This is a genomic window from Ralstonia sp. UBA689 (assembly GCF_002298975.1).
Taxonomy (GTDB): Bacteria; Pseudomonadota; Gammaproteobacteria; order Burkholderiales; family Burkholderiaceae; genus Ralstonia.
Window position 1 is genome coordinate 15,017 of record NZ_DBMV01000017.1, and the last position, 14,617, is coordinate 29,633.

Consider the following 14,617-nt stretch of genomic DNA (forward strand, 5'->3'; position numbering starts at 1 on the left):
CCAGCTCTTCTATCGCCGCCGCTAGTACGACACTGCACGGCGCGGGCCGGTAGGTTTCAACAATAGGCCATCCGGACAGCGATGGCGGAAATACCGGCCGGCGCACACACACACCGGCCGACAACTGCAAATTACTTCTCAAGACCCGCCGGCGGCCAGTTCTCGAGCTTCATGCCGAGCGTCAGGCCACGCGAAGCGAGGACTTCCTTGATCTCGTTGAGCGACTTGCGACCCAGGTTCGGGGTCTTGAGCAGTTCGTTCTCGGTACGCTGAATCAGGTCGCCGATGTAGTAGATGTTTTCCGCCTTCAGGCAGTTGGCCGAACGCACCGTCAGTTCCAGGTCGTCGACCGGGCGCAGCAGGATCGGATCGATCTGCGGTGCGCGGGCGGCGGCGGCCTCAGCGGCGCTCTCGGTGCCTTCCAGCGCGGCGAACACCGACAGCTGGTCAACCAGAATACGCGCCGACTGACGAATCGCTTCCTCCGGCGAGATCACGCCGTTGGTCTCGATGTTCATCACCAGCTTGTCGAGGTCGGTACGCTGCTCCACGCGGGCGGACTCGACTGCGTACGACACGCGACGAACCGGCGCAAACGAAGCGTCCAGCACGATGCGGCCGATGACCTTGCTCGACTCATCGCCGAACTTGCGCACGTTGCCCGGCACGTAGCCACGGCCTTGCTCGACCTTCAGCTGCAGGTCCAGCTTGCCGCCAGCCGACAGGTTGGCGATCACGTGACCCGGGTTGATGATCTCGACGTCGTGCGGCAGCTCGATGTCGGCTGCGGTCACCACGCCTTCGCCTTCCTTGCGCAGCGACACCGTGACTTCATCACGGTTGTGCAGCTTGAACACCACGCCCTTCAGATTCAGCAGCAGGTTGACGACGTCTTCCTGCACGCCATCGATGGTGGAATATTCGTGGACGACCCCAGCGATCGTCACTTCGGTCGGTGCATAGCCGACCATCGACGACAGCAGCACGCGGCGCAGCGCGTTACCGAGCGTGTGGCCGTAGCCGCGCTCGAACGGTTCCATGACGACCTTCGCGTGATGATCGCCAAGCGGCTCAACCGCAATAATTTTGGGCTTCAGGAGTGCTGTTTGCATAGGTTGTCCTATTTCAATACCCTCGGCTCGTTACACCGATAAGGCTGACGGATTGGACTGGAAAGATCCCGTCGCGCCGAGCGCAACGGAAGACGCACGTGCCGCAATCACATTGCGGCACGTGACGATTCGGATTGGTACGGCGCCCAAGTATTGCCAACGCGCGAACACAATGTCGTAGACGATGAGCGTCCCCAGAAGGCGCACGAGCCCGCACCAGCGGCACGGGCGTCGTCATTAACGCGAATACAGTTCGACGATCAGGCTTTCGTTGATATCGCCGGCGATGTCCGCGCGATCCGGGGCTTGCTTGAAGGTGCCTTCCATCTTCTTGGCATCCACAGCGACCCAGGTCGGGAAACCCGTTTGCTCGGCCAGCGTCAGCGATTCAGCGATGCGCACTTGCTTCTTCGACTTTTCGCGAATGGCAACCACGTCGCCCGACTTGATCTGTGCCGACGGCACGTTCAGGGCTTGACCGTTCACCAGGATCGCCTTGTGCGACACCAGTTGGCGCGCTTCAGCGCGGGTCGAGCCGAAACCCATGCGGTAGACAACGTTGTCGAGGCGCGATTCCAGCAGTTGCAGCAGGTTTTCACCCGTGTTGCCCTTGCGGCGGTCGGCTTCGGCGAAATAGCGGCGGAACTGACGCTCCAGCACGCCGTAGATGCGCTTGACCTTCTGCTTTTCACGCAGTTGGTTGCCGTAGTCGGAGGTGCGGGCACCGGAAGTGCGGCCGTGCTGGCCAGGCTTGCTGTCCAGCTTGCACTTGTCGGCGAGCGAGCGGCGTGCGCTCTTCAGAAAAAGGTCAGTACCTTCGCGGCGAGACAGTTTCGCCTTGGGGCCGGTATAGCGTGCCACGTTGCGTTCCTTTGTTTTCAGTCATCCGCAGCACAAACTCTGCGGACGGTTCGCCATCAGGTCCCATCACTGGGCCGTGACGAACGGTGGGCTTATGAAAAGACGAAACCCGCCTTCCGGAAAATCCGGAAGACAGGCAAGCGGGCGAGTATAGCACCCGCAGACCAGCCTCACCAGCAACTGGCGCGGCCAGTCAAATCACTTAGATGCGACGACGCTTCGGCGGACGGCAGCCGTTGTGCGGCACAGGCGTCACGTCTTCGATCACTTGGATCTTGATACCCAGGTTGTTCAGCGCACGTACGGCCGATTCACGACCTGGGCCCGGGCCCTTGATACGCACTTCCAGGTTCTTGATGCCTTGGTCCTGCGCCACTCGGCCAGCACTTTCAGCAGCCACCTGTGCGGCGAACGGCGTCGACTTGCGCGAGCCCTTGAAGCCCTGGCCGCCCGACGTCGCCCACGACAGAGCGTTGCCCTGACGGTCGGTGATGGTGATGATCGTGTTGTTGAACGACGCGTGAACGTGCGCGATGCCGTCGGCGACGTTCTTGCGAACCTTCTTGCGCGCGCGCTGGGCGGCGGTATTCGCTGCTTTTGCCATAGTTCCTATCCTTTACGCGACGGATTACTTCTTGAGCGCGACGCCGGCCTTGCGCGGACCCTTACGGGTACGGGCATTCGTGCGGGTACGCTGACCGCGCATCGGCAGGCCCTTGCGATGACGCACGCCACGGTAGCAGCCCAGATCCATCAGGCGCTTGATGTTCATCGTCGTTTCACGGCGCAGGTCGCCTTCGACGGTGAACTTGTTGACTTCGTCACGCAGCTTTTCCAGGTCAGCGTCCGTCAGGTCCTTCACCTTTTTGTTGGTCGGGACACCGGTAGCCTCGCAAATCTTCTGAGCGCGCGAGCGGCCAATACCGTACACAGCCGTCAGGCCGATCACGGTATGTTGATGGTTGGGGATGTTGACCCCTGCGATACGTGCCATTCGTCAATCCTCTTTGCGAAATTAGCCTTGGCGCTGCTTATGACGCGGGTCCGACGAGCAGATCACACGCACCACGCCCTTGCGCTTGATGATTTTGCAGTTGCGGCAAATGCGCTTAACAGAAGCCAGCACTTTCATGATTTTCCTCTTCCTTCAATTCCAGTCCGCTCACTTCGCCCGGAATACGATGCGCGCGCGGGACAGATCATACGGGGTCAATTCGACCGTCACCTTGTCCCCGGGCAAGATGCGGATGTAATGCATACGCATCTTGCCGGAAATATGGCCTAACACTACGTGGCCGTTTTCCAGTTTGACGCGGAACGTCGCGTTGGGAAGGTTTTCCAGCACCTCACCCTGCATCTGGATCACGTCGTCTTTAGCCATGTCTCTTCAGGTTCGTGCGATCACTCCTAGCGGAGCGTCAGGTTGCCCTTGAAGTTCGCCTTCTTCATCAAAGACTCGTACTGCTGAGACATCACGTAGGACTGCACTTGCGCCATGAAGTCCATCGTAACCACCACGATGATCAACAGCGACGTCCCACCAAAGTAGAACGGCACATTCCAGCGCAGCACCAAGAACTCCGGCAACAGACACACCAGCGTGATGTAGATCGCACCCGCCAGTGTCAAACGCACCAGAATCTTGTCGATATACCGCGTGGTTTGCTCGCCCGGGCGAATACCCGGAATAAACGCCCCACTCTTCTTCAGGTTATCCGCCACTTCGCGGCTGTTATAGACCAGCGCGGTGTAGAAGAAACAGAAGAAGATGATCGCCGCTGCATACAGCAGGATGTACACCGGCTGACCCGGCGACAGCGTTGCTGCCAGGTCCTTGACGAACCGAGCTACCGGGTTCGTCGAGTTGCCGGCCGTAAACCAACCCGCGATCGTGGCCGGGAACAGAATGATCGACGATGCAAAGATCGGCGGAATCACCCCAGCCATGTTCAACTTCAGCGGCAGATGCGACGACTGACCGCCATAAATCTTGTTACCAACCTGCCGCTTGGCGTAGTTGACGAGGATCTTGCGCTGACCGCGTTCGATGAACACCACCAGGAAAGTCACCCCACCAATGATCGCCACCACCAGGATCGCGGAGAAAATCCCCATCGACCCGGTACGCACCAGCTCGAACAGCCCGCCGATGGCATTGGGCAGACCCGCTGCGATCCCGCCGAAAATGATGATCGAGATCCCGTTGCCCAGACCACGCTCGGTGATCTGCTCACCCAGCCACATCAGGAACATCGTGCCCGTCACCAGCGTAATCACGGCGCTAGCCCGGAACATCAGGCCTGGATCCAGCACCAGACCCGGTTGCGCCTCGAGCGCCACTGCAATCCCCAGCGCTTGAAACGTAGCAAGGATAACGGTGCCGTAGCGCGTGTACTGCGTGATCTTGCGCTGGCCGGCCTGCCCTTCCTTCTTCAGCGACTCCAGTTGCGGCAGCACAATCGTCAGCAGCTGCATGATGATCGACGCCGAGATGTACGGCATGATCCCCAGCGCAAACACCGTGAAGCGCGACAGCGCGCCGCCGGAGAACAGGTTGAACATCCCGAGGATGCCGCCCGACTGCCGTTGGAAAAGCTGCGCCAATTGATCCGGATCGATACCCGGCACAGGAATGTGCGCGCCGATCCGGTACACCAGCAATGCCAGAACCAGGAACACCAGCCGACGGCGAAGATCGCCGTACTTGGCCGTGTTCTTGGCCTGAGCCATCACATTAGGTTTCGCCGTGGCCAAACGGATGCTCCGTCAGTGTGAAACAGCAGGCTATTAGGCCAGCGAGCCACCGGCCGCTTCGATTGCGGCCTTCGCCCCAGCCGTCGCGCCGATGCCTTTCAGGGTCACCTTCTTGTCGATTTCGCCCGACAGGATCACCTTGGCGCTCTTGACCATCTCGCCAACGAGGCCGGCTTGCTTGAGGGACAGCAGATCGATTTCTTCGATCGGCAGGCCCGCCAAGTCGCCCAGACGCACTTCGGCGGTGAATTCCTTGGTCAGCGAGGTGAAACCACGCTTGGGCAGACGACGATGCAGGGGCATCTGGCCGCCTTCGAAGCCGACCTTGTGGAAACCACCCGAACGCGACTTCTGACCCTTGTGACCACGACCAGCCGTCTTGCCCAGGCCCGAACCAATACCGCGACCAACGCGGCGCTTGGCGTGCTTGGAGCCGGCTGCCGGCTTCAGGTTATTCAGTTGCATGCTCTTCTCCGTCTTGCCTTAGCCGATGACCTTGACCAGGTAGGACACCTTGTTGATCATGCCGCGCACTGCGGGCGTGTCCTGCAATTCGGACACCGAGTTCATGCGGCGCAGGCCCAGGCCGCGCACCGTGGCGCGGTGGTCTTCGCGCGTACCGATCAGGCTGCGCACGAGTTGGACTTTCACGGTTTTCTGCGACATATCGTTCACCTATCCCTTCGGCTTAGCCGAGGATCTCTTCGACCGACTTGCCACGCTTGGCGGCGACTTCGGCCGGGGTGCTCATCTTGCGCAGGCCATCGAGCGTTGCGCGCACCATGTTGTAAGGATTGGTCGAACCGTGCGACTTGGTCACGATGTTCGTCACGCCCATCACTTCGAAGATGGCGCGCATCGGACCGCCGGCGATCACGCCAGTGCCGTCCTTCGCGGGCATCATTTGCACCTTTGCGGCGCCATGCTTGCCAACCACTTCGTGTTGCAGCGTACCGTTCTTCAGCGGGACCTTGACCATCTTGCGACGGGCTTCGTCCATTGCCTTCTGCACGGCCACGGGCACTTCCTTCGCCTTGCCCTTGCCCATGCCGATACGGCCGTCGCCGTCGCCGACCACGGTCAGTGCAGCGAAACCGAGAATACGGCCGCCCTTGACCACCTTGGTCACGCGGTTGACCGCGATCATCTTCTCGCGAAGACCGTCGTCGCGTTCGTCCCCTTGGACCTTAGGTTGAATTTTTGCCATGACGATATCCTCTATGCCGGCTTAGAACTTCAGGCCAGCTTCGCGTGCCGCGTCAGCCAGTGCCTTCACGCGACCGTGATAACGGAAACCCGAGCGATCGAACGCAACGGCTTCGATGCCGGCAGCCTTCGCCTTCTCGGCGATACGCTTACCCACCAAGGTAGCAGCAGCGGTGTTACCACCGTTGCCATTCAGTTCCTTGCGGACTTCTGCTTCCGCAGTCGAGGCCGAAGCCAAGACCTTGGTGCCGTCTTCCGAGAAGACCTGCGCATAAATGTGCAGGTTGGTACGGTGCACAGCCAGACGGGCGACGTTCAGTTCCGCGATCTTCAGGCGGGTCTGACGTGCACGGCGCAGACGCGAGTCATTTTTGTTCATGATGTGCACCCTTACTTCTTCTTGGTTTCCTTCAGGATCACACGCTCGTCGGCGTAGCGCACACCCTTGCCCTTGTAGGGCTCCGGCGGACGATAACCACGCACTTCGGCGGCGACCTGACCAACTTTCTGCTTGTCCGAACCCTTGATGATGATTTCGGTCTGCGTCGGCGTTTCCGCCTTCACGCCTTCCGGCATCTCATGGATCACGTCGTGCGAGAAACCGAGCTGCAGCTTCAGAGCGGTGCCCTGAACCGATGCACGGTAACCCACGCCGACCAGGTTCAGCTTGCGCTCGAAGCCCGTCGTCACACCCTTGACCATGTTGGCAGTCAGGGCGCGCATCGTACCTTGCAGCGCATTGGCTTCACGCGACTCATCTGCCGGCGCGAACGTGATCGTGCCGTTGTCGGTGTTGACCTTGACCAGCGAGTGGATCGGCTGCGACAGGGTGCCCAACGGGCCCTTGACGGTCAGCAGACCACCAGCGAAATTGACTTCAGCGCCCTTGGGCAGCGCGATGGGAGCCTTACCTACGCGAGACATGGTTCCCCTCCCTTAGGCGACGTAGCAAATGACTTCGCCACCGACACCGGTTGCGCGCGCACGGCGGTCCGTCATCAGACCCTGGGGGGTCGAGATGATGGCAACGCCCAGGCCGTTCATCACTTGCGGGATTTCGTTACGGCCCTTGTACACACGCAGACCAGGCTTCGAGACGCGCTCCAGGCGCTCGATGACCGGACGGCCAGCGTAGTACTTCAGACCAATCGTCAGGGTTGCCTTGCCACCCTGCTCGGTCACGGCGAATTCGTCGATGTAGCCTTCGTCCTTCAGGACTTTGGCGATTGCCACCTTCAGCTTCGACGACGGCATGACCACCGACGCTTTTTCCACCGCTTGCGCGTTGCGGATACGCGTCAGCATATCGGCGATCGGATCGCTCATGCTCATACTGTTTCTCCTGTAGCCTGTGCGTGATTACCAGCTGGCTTTCGTCAGACCCGGGATCTCGCCCTTGAAGGCGATCTCGCGGAGCTTGTTACGCGCCAGGCCGAACTTACGGAACGTACCGCGGGGACGACCGGTGATCGAGCAGCGATTGCGCTGACGGGTCGGATTCGCGTTGCGCGGCAGCTGTTGCAGCTTCAGACGCGCTTCGTAACGCTCTTCTTCCGACTTGCTTTGGTCGGCCACGATGGCTTCGAGAGCGGCGCGCTTCTCAGCGTACTTGGCCACGAGCTTGGCACGCTTCTTCTCGCGTTCGATCAGAGACAATTTAGCCACGGTAACCCCTTAATTACGGAACGGGAACTTGAACGCGCCGAGGAGTGCCTTGGCTTCCTCGTCGCTCTTGGCCGTCGTGGTGATGCTGATGTTCAGGCCACGCAGCGCGTCGATCTTGTCGTACTCGATTTCGGGGAAGATGATCTGTTCCTTCACACCGATGTTGTAGTTACCCCGACCGTCGAACGCCTTGCCGGACACACCACGGAAATCACGCACGCGGGGCAGCGACACAGTGATGAAGCGATCCAGGAATTCATACATGCGTTGGCCACGCAACGTAACCATCGTGCCGATCGGGTAACCCTGGCGAATCTTGAAGCCGGCGATAGCCTTACGGGCCTTCGTCACAACGGGCTTCTGGCCAGCGATCTTGATCAGGTCGCCGGTGGCGTGCTCGATGACCTTCTTGTCATTCACGGCCTCACCAAGACCCATGTTCAGGGTGATCTTGGTGATGCGCGGCACTTCCATCACGGACTTGTAGCCGAACTGTTTGATCAGCTCAGGCACAACCTTCTCTTTGTAAAACTCTTGCAGACGCGCAGTCATGCTCAACTCCTCTCTATTGCCCAGAATCAAGCGCCGACGGCAGCACCGGTGGTCTTCAGCACGCGCGTCTTCACACCGCCTTCAACCTTGATGCCGACGCGCGACGGCTTGCCATTGGCATCCACGAGCGCAACGTTCGAAATATGGATGGGCATGACCTTGTCGACCACACCACCCGTGGTACCCAGCATCGGGTTCGGGCGCACGTGCTTCTTGGCGACGTTCACGCCTTCCACCGTCACGTGCTCGCCAAGCATGGCCAGTACGGTACCTTGCTTACCCTTATCCTTACCGGTGCGGACGATGACGCGATCGCCCTTGCGAATCTTGTTCATGCGGCCTCCGATTACAGCACTTCCGGCGCGAGCGACACGATCTTCATGAAGCGCTCGGTACGGAGTTCGCGAGTGACCGGCCCAAAGATACGGGTGCCGATCGGCTCAAGCTTGGTGTTCAGCAGCACGGCGGCATTGCCGTCGAACTTGATGAGCGAGCCGTCAGGACGGCGCACGCCCTTGGCGGTACGCACCACTACGGCGTTGTAGATATCGCCCTTCTTGACGCGACCACGCGGGGCAGCATCTTTGACGCTGACCTTGATGATGTCGCCGACGCTGGCGTAGCGGCGCTTCGAACCGCCCAGCACCTTGATGCACATGACTTCACGCGCACCCGTGTTATCGGCCACTTCGAGCCGGCTTTCTGTCTGAATCATGGTGTTCTCGTCCCAACTTAATTCGCCAAACGCACAATGCGCAGAGGCGATCAGTCTTGGTCCCGCCGGCCGCTGGCATTGCGCCAACCGCGATTGGGTTGATCAACTTGAAGTCGGTAGCTACCTGGCGGCGAGTGCCACCAAGCCCATTCTCGTTCTCTTTTCCGGAGCCGCCAGCCAGATAGCCAGCCACCCTCTCAAAGGGAAAGACCGAGACTATAACACATAATCTCGGTCTTGCAACAGCAAACTGCCAAGCTGTTGTTTTAGATCACGCGCGCGGCTTCCACCAGACGCGACACCACCCACGACTTGGTGCGGGAGATCGGACGCGATTCCGTGATCTCAACCTTATCGCCTTCGTTGTACTGGTTGCTTTCGTCGTGCGCATGATACTTCTTCGAGCGCACCACGTACTTGCCGTACAGCGGATGCTTGACGCGGTTTTCGATCAGGACCGTCACGGTCTTGTCCATCTTGTTGCTGACAACGCGACCGACGAGCGTGCGCTTCAGGGACGTTGCGGCTTCAGTCATTTCTGGTTCCCCTTCTGGCCCAGCACGGTGCGGACACGCGCGATGTCACGACGCACTTTCTTCAGCTGGCTGGTGTTCTGCAGCTGTTGCGTCGCCTTTTGCATGCGCAGGCCAAATTGAGCCTTCAGCAGCTCGGAGAGCTCCTGGTTCAGCCCTGCGACGTCTTTGTCGCGCAGTTCGGATGCTTTCATGGTGTGTGCTCCTTACGTTCCGACCTGACGCACCACGAAGCTGGTCGCGATCGGCAGCTTGGCAGCAGCCAGGCGGAATGCCTCGCGTGCCAGTTCTTCGCCGACGCCGTCCATTTCGTACAGCATCTTGCCCGGCTGAATTTCAGCCACGTAGTATTCCGGGTTACCCTTACCGTTACCCATACGGACTTCGGCAGGTTTCTTCGAGATCGGCTTGTCCGGGAAGATCCGGATCCAGATGCGACCGCCACGCTTGATGTGGCGGGTCATCGCGCGACGAGCGGACTCGATCTGACGCGCGGTCAGACGGCCGCGGCCCATCGCTTTCAGGCCGAATTCGCCGAAAGAGACCGCATTACCGCGCGTTGCGATACCCGTGTTGCGGCCCTTCTGCTCCTTGCGGTACTTCCTACGCTTCGGTTGCAGCATGTTTATTCTCCAGTCTTGGCGTCGGCGCCACCGCTACGGCGGGCACCTGCACCAGCACCGCGGCGCTGACCGGCCGGGCGACCTTCGCCCTCACGGCGACGACCCTCCGGGCGACCCGGACGCTTGCGACGCTCTTCTTGCGGCTCTTCCACGACGGGCGCTTCGTTGCGACCCAGGTGGTCGCCCTTGTACACCCACACCTTGACACCGATGATGCCGTAGGTGGTTTCCGCTTCGGAGAAGCCGTAGTCGATGTCGGCGCGCAGCGTGTGCAGGGGCACACGGCCTTCGCGGTACCACTCGGTACGGGCGATTTCGATGCCGTTCAGACGGCCCGAGCTCATGATCTTGATGCCCTGAGCACCCAGGCGCATCGCGTTCTGCATTGCGCGCTTCATGGCGCGGCGGAACATGATGCGGCGCTCGAGCTGCTGCGTGATCGAGTCGGCGATCAGCTGCGCATCGACTTCCGGCTTGCGGATTTCTTCGATGTTCACGTGCACGGGCACGCCCATGCGACGCTGCAGTTCTGCCTTCAGCAGTTCGATGTCCTCGCCCTTCTTGCCGATCACCACGCCCGGACGCGAGCTGTAAATGGTGATGCGTGCATTCTTGGCCGGACGCTCGATGACCACGCGGCCCACCGAAGCGTTCTTCAGCTTCTTCTTCAGAAACTCGCGAACTTCGATGTCTTCCTTGAGCATGCCCGCAAACTGAGTGTTGTTCGCGTACCAGCGCGAAGCCCAGTTACGGCTGACAGCCAGACGGAAGCCAGTCGGATGAATCTTCTGTCCCATCGTGACCCCTTAGTTGCCCAGCGTCACAGTGATGTGACAGGTTTGTTTCTCGATGCGGTTGCCACGGCCCTTCGCACGCGCCGTGAAGCGCTTGAGCGAGGTGGCCTTGTCGATGTAGATCGACTTCACCTTCAGTTCGTCGATGTCGGCGCCTTCGTTGTGCTCCGCGTTCGCGATGGCGGACTCAACCACCTTCTTCACGATGCCAGCCGCCTTCTTCGGGCTGAACGTCAGCACGTTGAGTGCGCGCTCGATCGACAGACCGCGGATCTGGTCAGCAACCAGACGCGTCTTCTGTGCGGAGATACGGGCGCCGCGATGAATCGCTTTAACTTCCATGATTGCCCCTTATCGCTTCGCTTTCTTGTCGGCAGCGTGGCCCTTGAACGTACGCGTGAGCGCAAATTCGCCGAGCTTGTGGCCAACCATGTTTTCCGTGACATACACGGGAACGTGCTGACGGCCGTTGTGGACGGCGATCGTCAGGCCGATGAAGTCCGGCAGAATGGTCGAGCGACGCGACCAGGTCTTGATGGGCTTCTTGTCCTTGGTGCTCACCGCCGCTTCCACCTTCTTCAGCAGGTGGGCGTCAATGAACGGACCCTTTTTTACGGAACGAGTCATTATCTAAGCTCCTACCTACCGATTAACGCTTGTGACGGCGCTGAACGATCATGCTGTCCGTGCGCTTGTTACGACGCGTGCGGTAACCCTTAGTCGGGGTACCCCACGGCGATACCGGATCGCGGCCAGCAGCGGTCTTGCCTTCACCACCACCGTGCGGGTGATCCACCGGGTTCATCACCACACCGCGAACGGTCGGGCGAATACCGCGCCAACGGGTGGCACCGGCCTTGCCGATCTGGCGCAGGCTGTGCTCTTCGTTGCCGACTTCACCGATGGTCGCGCGGCACTCGATGTGCACGCGACGAACTTCACCCGAGCGCAGTCGCACTTGAGCGTAGATGCCTTCGCGAGCCAGCAGCACGGCGGACGTACCAGCCGAACGGGCGATTTGCGCGCCCTTACCCGGCAGGATTTCCACGCAGTGGATCGTCGTACCGACCGGGATGTTGCGGATCGGCAGATTGTTACCGGCCTTGATCGGCGCTTCCGAGCCATTGGCCACGGCTTGACCGACCACCGCACCCTTCGGGGCAATGATGTAGCGGCGCTCGCCATCAGCGAACAGCACCAGCGCGATGTTGGCGCTACGGTTCGGGTCGTATTCCAGGCGTTCGATCTTGGCCGGAATACCGTCCTTGTCGTTACGCTTGAAGTCGACGACGCGATAGTGATGCTTGTGACCACCGCCCTTATGGCGAGTGGTGATGTGGCCATTGTTGTTACGACCCGACTTCTGGATTTGCTTTTCCAGCAGCGGAGCGTGCGGCGCACCCTTGTGAAGATCGGGGTTGACGACCTTCACCATCGAGCGGCGGCCCGGCGATGTCGGCTTAGTCTTGACGAGTGCCATGATTACTTGGCCTCCGCTTCAAAATTGATTTCCTGACCCGGCTTCAGCGAAACGTAGGCCTTCTTCACGTGGTCACGACGACCCATGAAACGGCCAAAACGCTTTTCCTTACCCTTGCGGTTCAGGATCTGGACGGATTCGACTTCGACCTTGAACAGCAGCTCGACCGCAGCCTTCACTTCGCCCTTGTTGGCGTCGCGAGCTACTTCGAACACGACCTGTTCGTTCTTCTCAGCCACCAGCGTTGCCTTTTCAGACACCACGGGTGCCAGCAACACCTGCATCAGGCGATGGTCGTTCTTGGCAACTTGCGTCATTTCAGCAACTCCTCGATCTGCGCGACGGCTGCCTTGGTCACGAGCACCTTCTTGTAGTGCACGAGCGACAGCGGGTCGGCGTGACGCGGCTCAACCACGAGCACGTGCGCCAGGTTGCGCGATGCCAGGAAGAGATTTTCGTCCAGGTTATCGGTAATCACGAGCACCGAGTCCAAGCCCATGGCGCGGAACTTGTCGGCCAGCAGCTTGGTCTTGGGCGCGTCGACGGACAGGCTGTCAACCACATTGATGCGGCCTTCGCGGGCAAGCTGCGAATAAATCGAGCGCATGCCGGCGCGGTACATCTTTTTGTTGACCTTCTGCGAGAAGTTTTCTTCCGGGCTGTTCGGGAAGATACGACCACCCCCGCGCCACAGCGGGGAGGAGCTCATACCTGCACGGGCACGGCCCGTACCCTTCTGGCGCCACGGTTTCTTGGTCGTGTGCTTGACCTCTTCACGGTCCTTCTGCTTACGGTTACCGCTGCGAGCGTTGGCCTGGTAAGCGACGACGACCTGATGAACGAGGGCTTCGTTGTAGTCACGGCCGAACACTTCCGGCGAGGCAGCAACGCCGGCGCCGAGTTGACCGTTGTCCTGGAGCAGCTTCAGTTCCATGCGTTCGCTCCTTATGCCTTCTTGGCGCGGGCCTTCACGGCCGGCGTGACGATGACTTGACCGCCCTTGGCGCCCGGGATCGCACCCTTGACCAGCAGCAGCTTGCGCTCTGCATCGATCTTGGCGATTTCCAGGTTCTGAACGGTACGGGTGACATCACCCATGTGACCAGTCATGCGCTTGCCCGGGAACACACGGCCCGGATCCTGCGCCATACCGATCGAGCCCGGCACGTTGTGCGAGCGCGAGTTACCGTGCGAAGCGCGGCCCGACGAGAAGTGGTAACGCTTGATGGTACCGGCGTAGCCCTTACCAATCGTCACACCCTGGACATCGATCTTCTGACCGACTTCGAACAGGTCGACGCTGATGTTCGCGCCCGGCTGGAATTCAGCGGCACGAGCGGCATCCACTCGGAATTCTTTGATAACTTCGCCCGCTTCCACGCCGGCTTTGGCGAGATGACCCGCCAGCGGCTTGGTGACGCGGCTGGCGCGTCGGGTGCCGAAGGTGACTTGCACCGCGGTGTAACCGTCGGTCTCGTCCGTCTTGATTTGCGTCACGCGGTTGTCGCCGACCTCGAGCACGGTGACGGGAATCGAATCGCCGTCGTCCGTGAAAATACGGGTCATGCCAACCTTGCGACCTACAAGGCCAAGGCTCATGGTTTGCTCCATTCCCGGCTGCGATTGGCCGGGGCTGATTGATACTACGAATCTTGAACTGGGCCGCACCTAAAGAGACGATGCGAGGCCAAATAGCCAGCCCACTCCCCTGACTTAAGGGGTAGCCCTACACTATATCCCGCTCGCAGACAATGCGCAAGCGCGATTACAGGATAAGCGCCAAGGAGTGGCACGCAACGCAACAGCCTGCGCCCAAAAGCAAAACGGCGAGCACTTGGCTCGCCGTTTGCCCGTTACCGGAGTGCATCGGCAACGTTGTATCGCTTACTGCAGCTTGATCTCGACATCCACGCCAGCCGGCAGGTCCAGCTTCATCAGCGCGTCGACGGTCTTATCGGTCGGATCGACGATGTCCATCAGGCGCTGGTGCGTGCGGATTTCGAACTGGTCGCGGCTGGTCTTGTTGACGTGCGGCGAACGCAGAACGTCAAAACGCTGGATGCGGGTCGGCAGGGGCACCGGGCCCTTGACGATCGCGCCGGTGCGCTTGGCGGTCTCGACGATCTCAGCGGCCGACTGGTCGATCAGGCGATAGTCGAAAGCCTTCAGGCGGATACGGATCTTCTGGTTCTGCATGATGTTTCCTTAAAGAGCGTGGCGGCGAACCGCCGGTAGATTGAAAGAGCGATGCAACAGGCGATGCGCCACCCCGTTGCCGGGACCGGCGCATCGATCCGCCTTTACTCGATGATCTTAGCGACG

28 protein-coding genes are annotated in these 14,617 nt (G+C 60.2%); all 28 read right to left on the minus strand.

Features of this window, described 5'->3' with window-relative positions; all coding sequences use genetic code 11:
- Positions 1 to 131 precede the first annotated feature (131 nt).
- Complete coding sequence (locus B4F51_RS07705) at positions 132 to 1,112, minus strand: DNA-directed RNA polymerase subunit alpha (protein WP_004634508.1); 981 nt, start codon at positions 1,110 to 1,112, stop codon at positions 132 to 134.
- A 237-nt stretch (positions 1,113 to 1,349) separates the two neighbouring features.
- On the minus strand, positions 1,350 to 1,973 hold the full coding sequence (rpsD, locus tag B4F51_RS07710; protein ID WP_296224512.1) for a 30S ribosomal protein S4: 624 nt from the start codon (positions 1,971 to 1,973) through the stop codon (positions 1,350 to 1,352).
- A gap of 202 nt (positions 1,974 to 2,175) precedes the next feature.
- Positions 2,176 to 2,577 carry a 30S ribosomal protein S11 gene (gene rpsK, locus B4F51_RS07715; RefSeq protein WP_011002900.1) on the minus strand — a complete coding sequence of 134 codons (402 nt, stop codon included), beginning with the start codon at positions 2,575 to 2,577 and terminating at the stop codon, positions 2,176 to 2,178.
- A gap of 24 nt (positions 2,578 to 2,601) precedes the next feature.
- Complete coding sequence (rpsM, locus tag B4F51_RS07720; RefSeq protein WP_039598709.1) at positions 2,602 to 2,967, minus strand: 30S ribosomal protein S13; 366 nt, start codon at positions 2,965 to 2,967, stop codon at positions 2,602 to 2,604.
- Between the two features lie 21 nt (positions 2,968 to 2,988).
- Positions 2,989 to 3,105, minus strand: a complete 117-nt coding sequence (rpmJ, locus tag B4F51_RS07725; protein WP_003264141.1) for a 50S ribosomal protein L36 — start codon at positions 3,103 to 3,105, stop codon at positions 2,989 to 2,991.
- Positions 3,106 to 3,135: 30 nt separating this feature from the next.
- A complete protein-coding gene (gene infA, locus B4F51_RS07730) occupies positions 3,136 to 3,354 on the minus strand; it encodes a translation initiation factor IF-1 (protein ID WP_003264140.1) in 219 nt (72 codons plus the stop codon).
- 26 nt (positions 3,355 to 3,380) lie between these two features.
- The gene (gene secY / locus B4F51_RS07735; protein WP_296224546.1) at positions 3,381 to 4,703 is read right to left on the minus strand and encodes a preprotein translocase subunit SecY; all 1,323 of its coding nucleotides are present in this window, start codon (positions 4,701 to 4,703) and stop codon (positions 3,381 to 3,383) included.
- 57 nt (positions 4,704 to 4,760) lie between these two features.
- The gene (gene rplO / locus B4F51_RS07740) at positions 4,761 to 5,192 is read right to left on the minus strand and encodes a 50S ribosomal protein L15 (RefSeq protein ID WP_024977880.1); all 432 of its coding nucleotides are present in this window, start codon (positions 5,190 to 5,192) and stop codon (positions 4,761 to 4,763) included.
- An 18-nt stretch (positions 5,193 to 5,210) separates the two neighbouring features.
- Positions 5,211 to 5,393, minus strand: a complete 183-nt coding sequence (gene rpmD, locus B4F51_RS07745; protein ID WP_003264137.1) for a 50S ribosomal protein L30 — start codon at positions 5,391 to 5,393, stop codon at positions 5,211 to 5,213.
- A gap of 22 nt (positions 5,394 to 5,415) precedes the next feature.
- On the minus strand, positions 5,416 to 5,934 hold the full coding sequence (gene rpsE, locus B4F51_RS07750; protein ID WP_004634493.1) for a 30S ribosomal protein S5: 519 nt from the start codon (positions 5,932 to 5,934) through the stop codon (positions 5,416 to 5,418).
- A gap of 21 nt (positions 5,935 to 5,955) precedes the next feature.
- Entirely contained in the window at positions 5,956 to 6,312 is a 357-nt protein-coding gene (gene rplR, locus B4F51_RS07755) for a 50S ribosomal protein L18 (RefSeq protein WP_009241896.1), read from the minus strand.
- 11 nt (positions 6,313 to 6,323) lie between these two features.
- Positions 6,324 to 6,857: a 50S ribosomal protein L6 gene (rplF, locus tag B4F51_RS07760; protein ID WP_296224526.1), complete on the minus strand. Its 534-nt coding sequence runs from the start codon at positions 6,855 to 6,857 to the stop codon at positions 6,324 to 6,326.
- Between the two features lie 12 nt (positions 6,858 to 6,869).
- On the minus strand, positions 6,870 to 7,265 hold the full coding sequence (gene rpsH, locus B4F51_RS07765; protein ID WP_296224529.1) for a 30S ribosomal protein S8: 396 nt from the start codon (positions 7,263 to 7,265) through the stop codon (positions 6,870 to 6,872).
- 27 nt (positions 7,266 to 7,292) lie between these two features.
- The gene (rpsN, locus tag B4F51_RS07770; RefSeq protein WP_003264132.1) at positions 7,293 to 7,598 is read right to left on the minus strand and encodes a 30S ribosomal protein S14; all 306 of its coding nucleotides are present in this window, start codon (positions 7,596 to 7,598) and stop codon (positions 7,293 to 7,295) included.
- A gap of 9 nt (positions 7,599 to 7,607) precedes the next feature.
- The gene (gene rplE, locus B4F51_RS07775; protein ID WP_296224531.1) at positions 7,608 to 8,150 is read right to left on the minus strand and encodes a 50S ribosomal protein L5; all 543 of its coding nucleotides are present in this window, start codon (positions 8,148 to 8,150) and stop codon (positions 7,608 to 7,610) included.
- Between the two features lie 26 nt (positions 8,151 to 8,176).
- Complete coding sequence (gene rplX / locus B4F51_RS07780; protein ID WP_296224533.1) at positions 8,177 to 8,485, minus strand: 50S ribosomal protein L24; 309 nt, start codon at positions 8,483 to 8,485, stop codon at positions 8,177 to 8,179.
- Between the two features lie 11 nt (positions 8,486 to 8,496).
- Positions 8,497 to 8,865, minus strand: coding sequence for a 50S ribosomal protein L14 (rplN, locus tag B4F51_RS07785; RefSeq protein WP_003264129.1), 369 nt, complete (start codon positions 8,863 to 8,865; stop codon positions 8,497 to 8,499).
- A gap of 266 nt (positions 8,866 to 9,131) precedes the next feature.
- A complete protein-coding gene (gene rpsQ, locus B4F51_RS07790) occupies positions 9,132 to 9,401 on the minus strand; it encodes a 30S ribosomal protein S17 (RefSeq protein ID WP_296224534.1) in 270 nt (89 codons plus the stop codon).
- A complete protein-coding gene (gene rpmC / locus B4F51_RS07795) occupies positions 9,398 to 9,592 on the minus strand; it encodes a 50S ribosomal protein L29 (protein ID WP_004634481.1) in 195 nt (64 codons plus the stop codon). The genes rpsQ and rpmC overlap by 4 nt, the downstream gene beginning before the upstream one ends.
- Positions 9,593 to 9,604: 12 nt before the next feature.
- Positions 9,605 to 10,021 (minus strand): 50S ribosomal protein L16, encoded by a 417-nt coding sequence (gene rplP, locus B4F51_RS07800; RefSeq protein WP_003264123.1) that lies wholly within the window; start codon positions 10,019 to 10,021, stop codon positions 9,605 to 9,607.
- Positions 10,022 to 10,023: 2 nt separating this feature from the next.
- Complete coding sequence (gene rpsC, locus B4F51_RS07805; RefSeq protein WP_296224536.1) at positions 10,024 to 10,818, minus strand: 30S ribosomal protein S3; 795 nt, start codon at positions 10,816 to 10,818, stop codon at positions 10,024 to 10,026.
- Between the two features lie 9 nt (positions 10,819 to 10,827).
- Positions 10,828 to 11,157, minus strand: a complete 330-nt coding sequence (gene rplV / locus B4F51_RS07810; RefSeq protein WP_004634479.1) for a 50S ribosomal protein L22 — start codon at positions 11,155 to 11,157, stop codon at positions 10,828 to 10,830.
- 9 nt (positions 11,158 to 11,166) lie between these two features.
- Positions 11,167 to 11,442 carry a 30S ribosomal protein S19 gene (gene rpsS, locus B4F51_RS07815; RefSeq protein WP_252684639.1) on the minus strand — a complete coding sequence of 92 codons (276 nt, stop codon included), beginning with the start codon at positions 11,440 to 11,442 and terminating at the stop codon, positions 11,167 to 11,169.
- Positions 11,443 to 11,464: 22 nt separating this feature from the next.
- Entirely contained in the window at positions 11,465 to 12,295 is an 831-nt protein-coding gene (gene rplB, locus B4F51_RS07820; protein ID WP_296224540.1) for a 50S ribosomal protein L2, read from the minus strand.
- Positions 12,296 to 12,297: 2 nt separating this feature from the next.
- Entirely contained in the window at positions 12,298 to 12,612 is a 315-nt protein-coding gene (rplW, locus tag B4F51_RS07825; protein WP_296224542.1) for a 50S ribosomal protein L23, read from the minus strand.
- The gene (rplD, locus tag B4F51_RS07830) at positions 12,609 to 13,229 is read right to left on the minus strand and encodes a 50S ribosomal protein L4 (protein ID WP_004634475.1); all 621 of its coding nucleotides are present in this window, start codon (positions 13,227 to 13,229) and stop codon (positions 12,609 to 12,611) included. The genes rplW and rplD overlap by 4 nt, the downstream gene beginning before the upstream one ends.
- An 11-nt stretch (positions 13,230 to 13,240) precedes the next feature.
- A complete protein-coding gene (gene rplC, locus B4F51_RS07835) occupies positions 13,241 to 13,894 on the minus strand; it encodes a 50S ribosomal protein L3 (RefSeq protein WP_024977883.1) in 654 nt (217 codons plus the stop codon).
- Between the two features lie 285 nt (positions 13,895 to 14,179).
- Positions 14,180 to 14,491: a 30S ribosomal protein S10 gene (gene rpsJ, locus B4F51_RS07840; protein WP_004634473.1), complete on the minus strand. Its 312-nt coding sequence runs from the start codon at positions 14,489 to 14,491 to the stop codon at positions 14,180 to 14,182.
- Positions 14,492 to 14,617: the final 126 nt, after the last annotated feature.

Excerpts from the sequence above, each read along its gene's own strand:
- B4F51_RS07705 (WP_004634508.1), bottom strand. The coding sequence starts at position 1,112 with ATGCAAACAGCACTCCTGAAGCCCAAAATTATTGCGGTTGAGCCGCTT.
- rpsK (WP_011002900.1), bottom strand. The coding sequence starts at position 2,577 with ATGGCAAAAGCAGCGAATACCGCCGCCCAGCGCGCGCGCAAGAAGGTT.
- rpsM (WP_039598709.1), bottom strand. The coding sequence starts at position 2,967 with ATGGCACGTATCGCAGGGGTCAACATCCCCAACCATCAACATACCGTG.
- rpmJ (WP_003264141.1), bottom strand. The coding sequence starts at position 3,105 with ATGAAAGTGCTGGCTTCTGTTAAGCGCATTTGCCGCAACTGCAAAATC.
- infA (WP_003264140.1), bottom strand. The coding sequence starts at position 3,354 with ATGGCTAAAGACGACGTGATCCAGATGCAGGGTGAGGTGCTGGAAAAC.
- secY (WP_296224546.1), bottom strand. The coding sequence starts at position 4,703 with ATGGCTCAGGCCAAGAACACGGCCAAGTACGGCGATCTTCGCCGTCGG.
- rplO (WP_024977880.1), bottom strand. The coding sequence starts at position 5,192 with ATGCAACTGAATAACCTGAAGCCGGCAGCCGGCTCCAAGCACGCCAAG.
- rpmD (WP_003264137.1), bottom strand. The coding sequence starts at position 5,393 with ATGTCGCAGAAAACCGTGAAAGTCCAACTCGTGCGCAGCCTGATCGGT.
- rpsE (WP_004634493.1), bottom strand. The coding sequence starts at position 5,934 with ATGGCAAAAATTCAACCTAAGGTCCAAGGGGACGAACGCGACGACGGT.
- rplR (WP_009241896.1), bottom strand. The coding sequence starts at position 6,312 with ATGAACAAAAATGACTCGCGTCTGCGCCGTGCACGTCAGACCCGCCTG.
- rplF (WP_296224526.1), bottom strand. The coding sequence starts at position 6,857 with ATGTCTCGCGTAGGTAAGGCTCCCATCGCGCTGCCCAAGGGCGCTGAA.
- rpsH (WP_296224529.1), bottom strand. The coding sequence starts at position 7,265 with ATGAGCATGAGCGATCCGATCGCCGATATGCTGACGCGTATCCGCAAC.
- rplE (WP_296224531.1), bottom strand. The coding sequence starts at position 8,150 with ATGACTGCGCGTCTGCAAGAGTTTTACAAAGAGAAGGTTGTGCCTGAG.
- rplX (WP_296224533.1), bottom strand. The coding sequence starts at position 8,485 with ATGAACAAGATTCGCAAGGGCGATCGCGTCATCGTCCGCACCGGTAAG.
- rplN (WP_003264129.1), bottom strand. The coding sequence starts at position 8,865 with ATGATTCAGACAGAAAGCCGGCTCGAAGTGGCCGATAACACGGGTGCG.
- rpsQ (WP_296224534.1), bottom strand. The coding sequence starts at position 9,401 with ATGACTGAAGCCGCAACGTCCCTGAAGCGCACGCTCGTCGGTCGCGTT.
- rpmC (WP_004634481.1), bottom strand. The coding sequence starts at position 9,592 with ATGAAAGCATCCGAACTGCGCGACAAAGACGTCGCAGGGCTGAACCAG.
- rplP (WP_003264123.1), bottom strand. The coding sequence starts at position 10,021 with ATGCTGCAACCGAAGCGTAGGAAGTACCGCAAGGAGCAGAAGGGCCGC.
- rpsC (WP_296224536.1), bottom strand. The coding sequence starts at position 10,818 with ATGGGACAGAAGATTCATCCGACTGGCTTCCGTCTGGCTGTCAGCCGT.
- rplV (WP_004634479.1), bottom strand. The coding sequence starts at position 11,157 with ATGGAAGTTAAAGCGATTCATCGCGGCGCCCGTATCTCCGCACAGAAG.
- rpsS (WP_252684639.1), bottom strand. The coding sequence starts at position 11,442 with ATGACTCGTTCCGTAAAAAAGGGTCCGTTCATTGACGCCCACCTGCTG.
- rplB (WP_296224540.1), bottom strand. The coding sequence starts at position 12,295 with ATGGCACTCGTCAAGACTAAGCCGACATCGCCGGGCCGCCGCTCGATG.
- rplW (WP_296224542.1), bottom strand. The coding sequence starts at position 12,612 with ATGACGCAAGTTGCCAAGAACGACCATCGCCTGATGCAGGTGTTGCTG.
- rplD (WP_004634475.1), bottom strand. The coding sequence starts at position 13,229 with ATGGAACTGAAGCTGCTCCAGGACAACGGTCAACTCGGCGCCGGCGTT.
- rplC (WP_024977883.1), bottom strand. The coding sequence starts at position 13,894 with ATGAGCCTTGGCCTTGTAGGTCGCAAGGTTGGCATGACCCGTATTTTC.
- rpsJ (WP_004634473.1), bottom strand. The coding sequence starts at position 14,491 with ATGCAGAACCAGAAGATCCGTATCCGCCTGAAGGCTTTCGACTATCGC.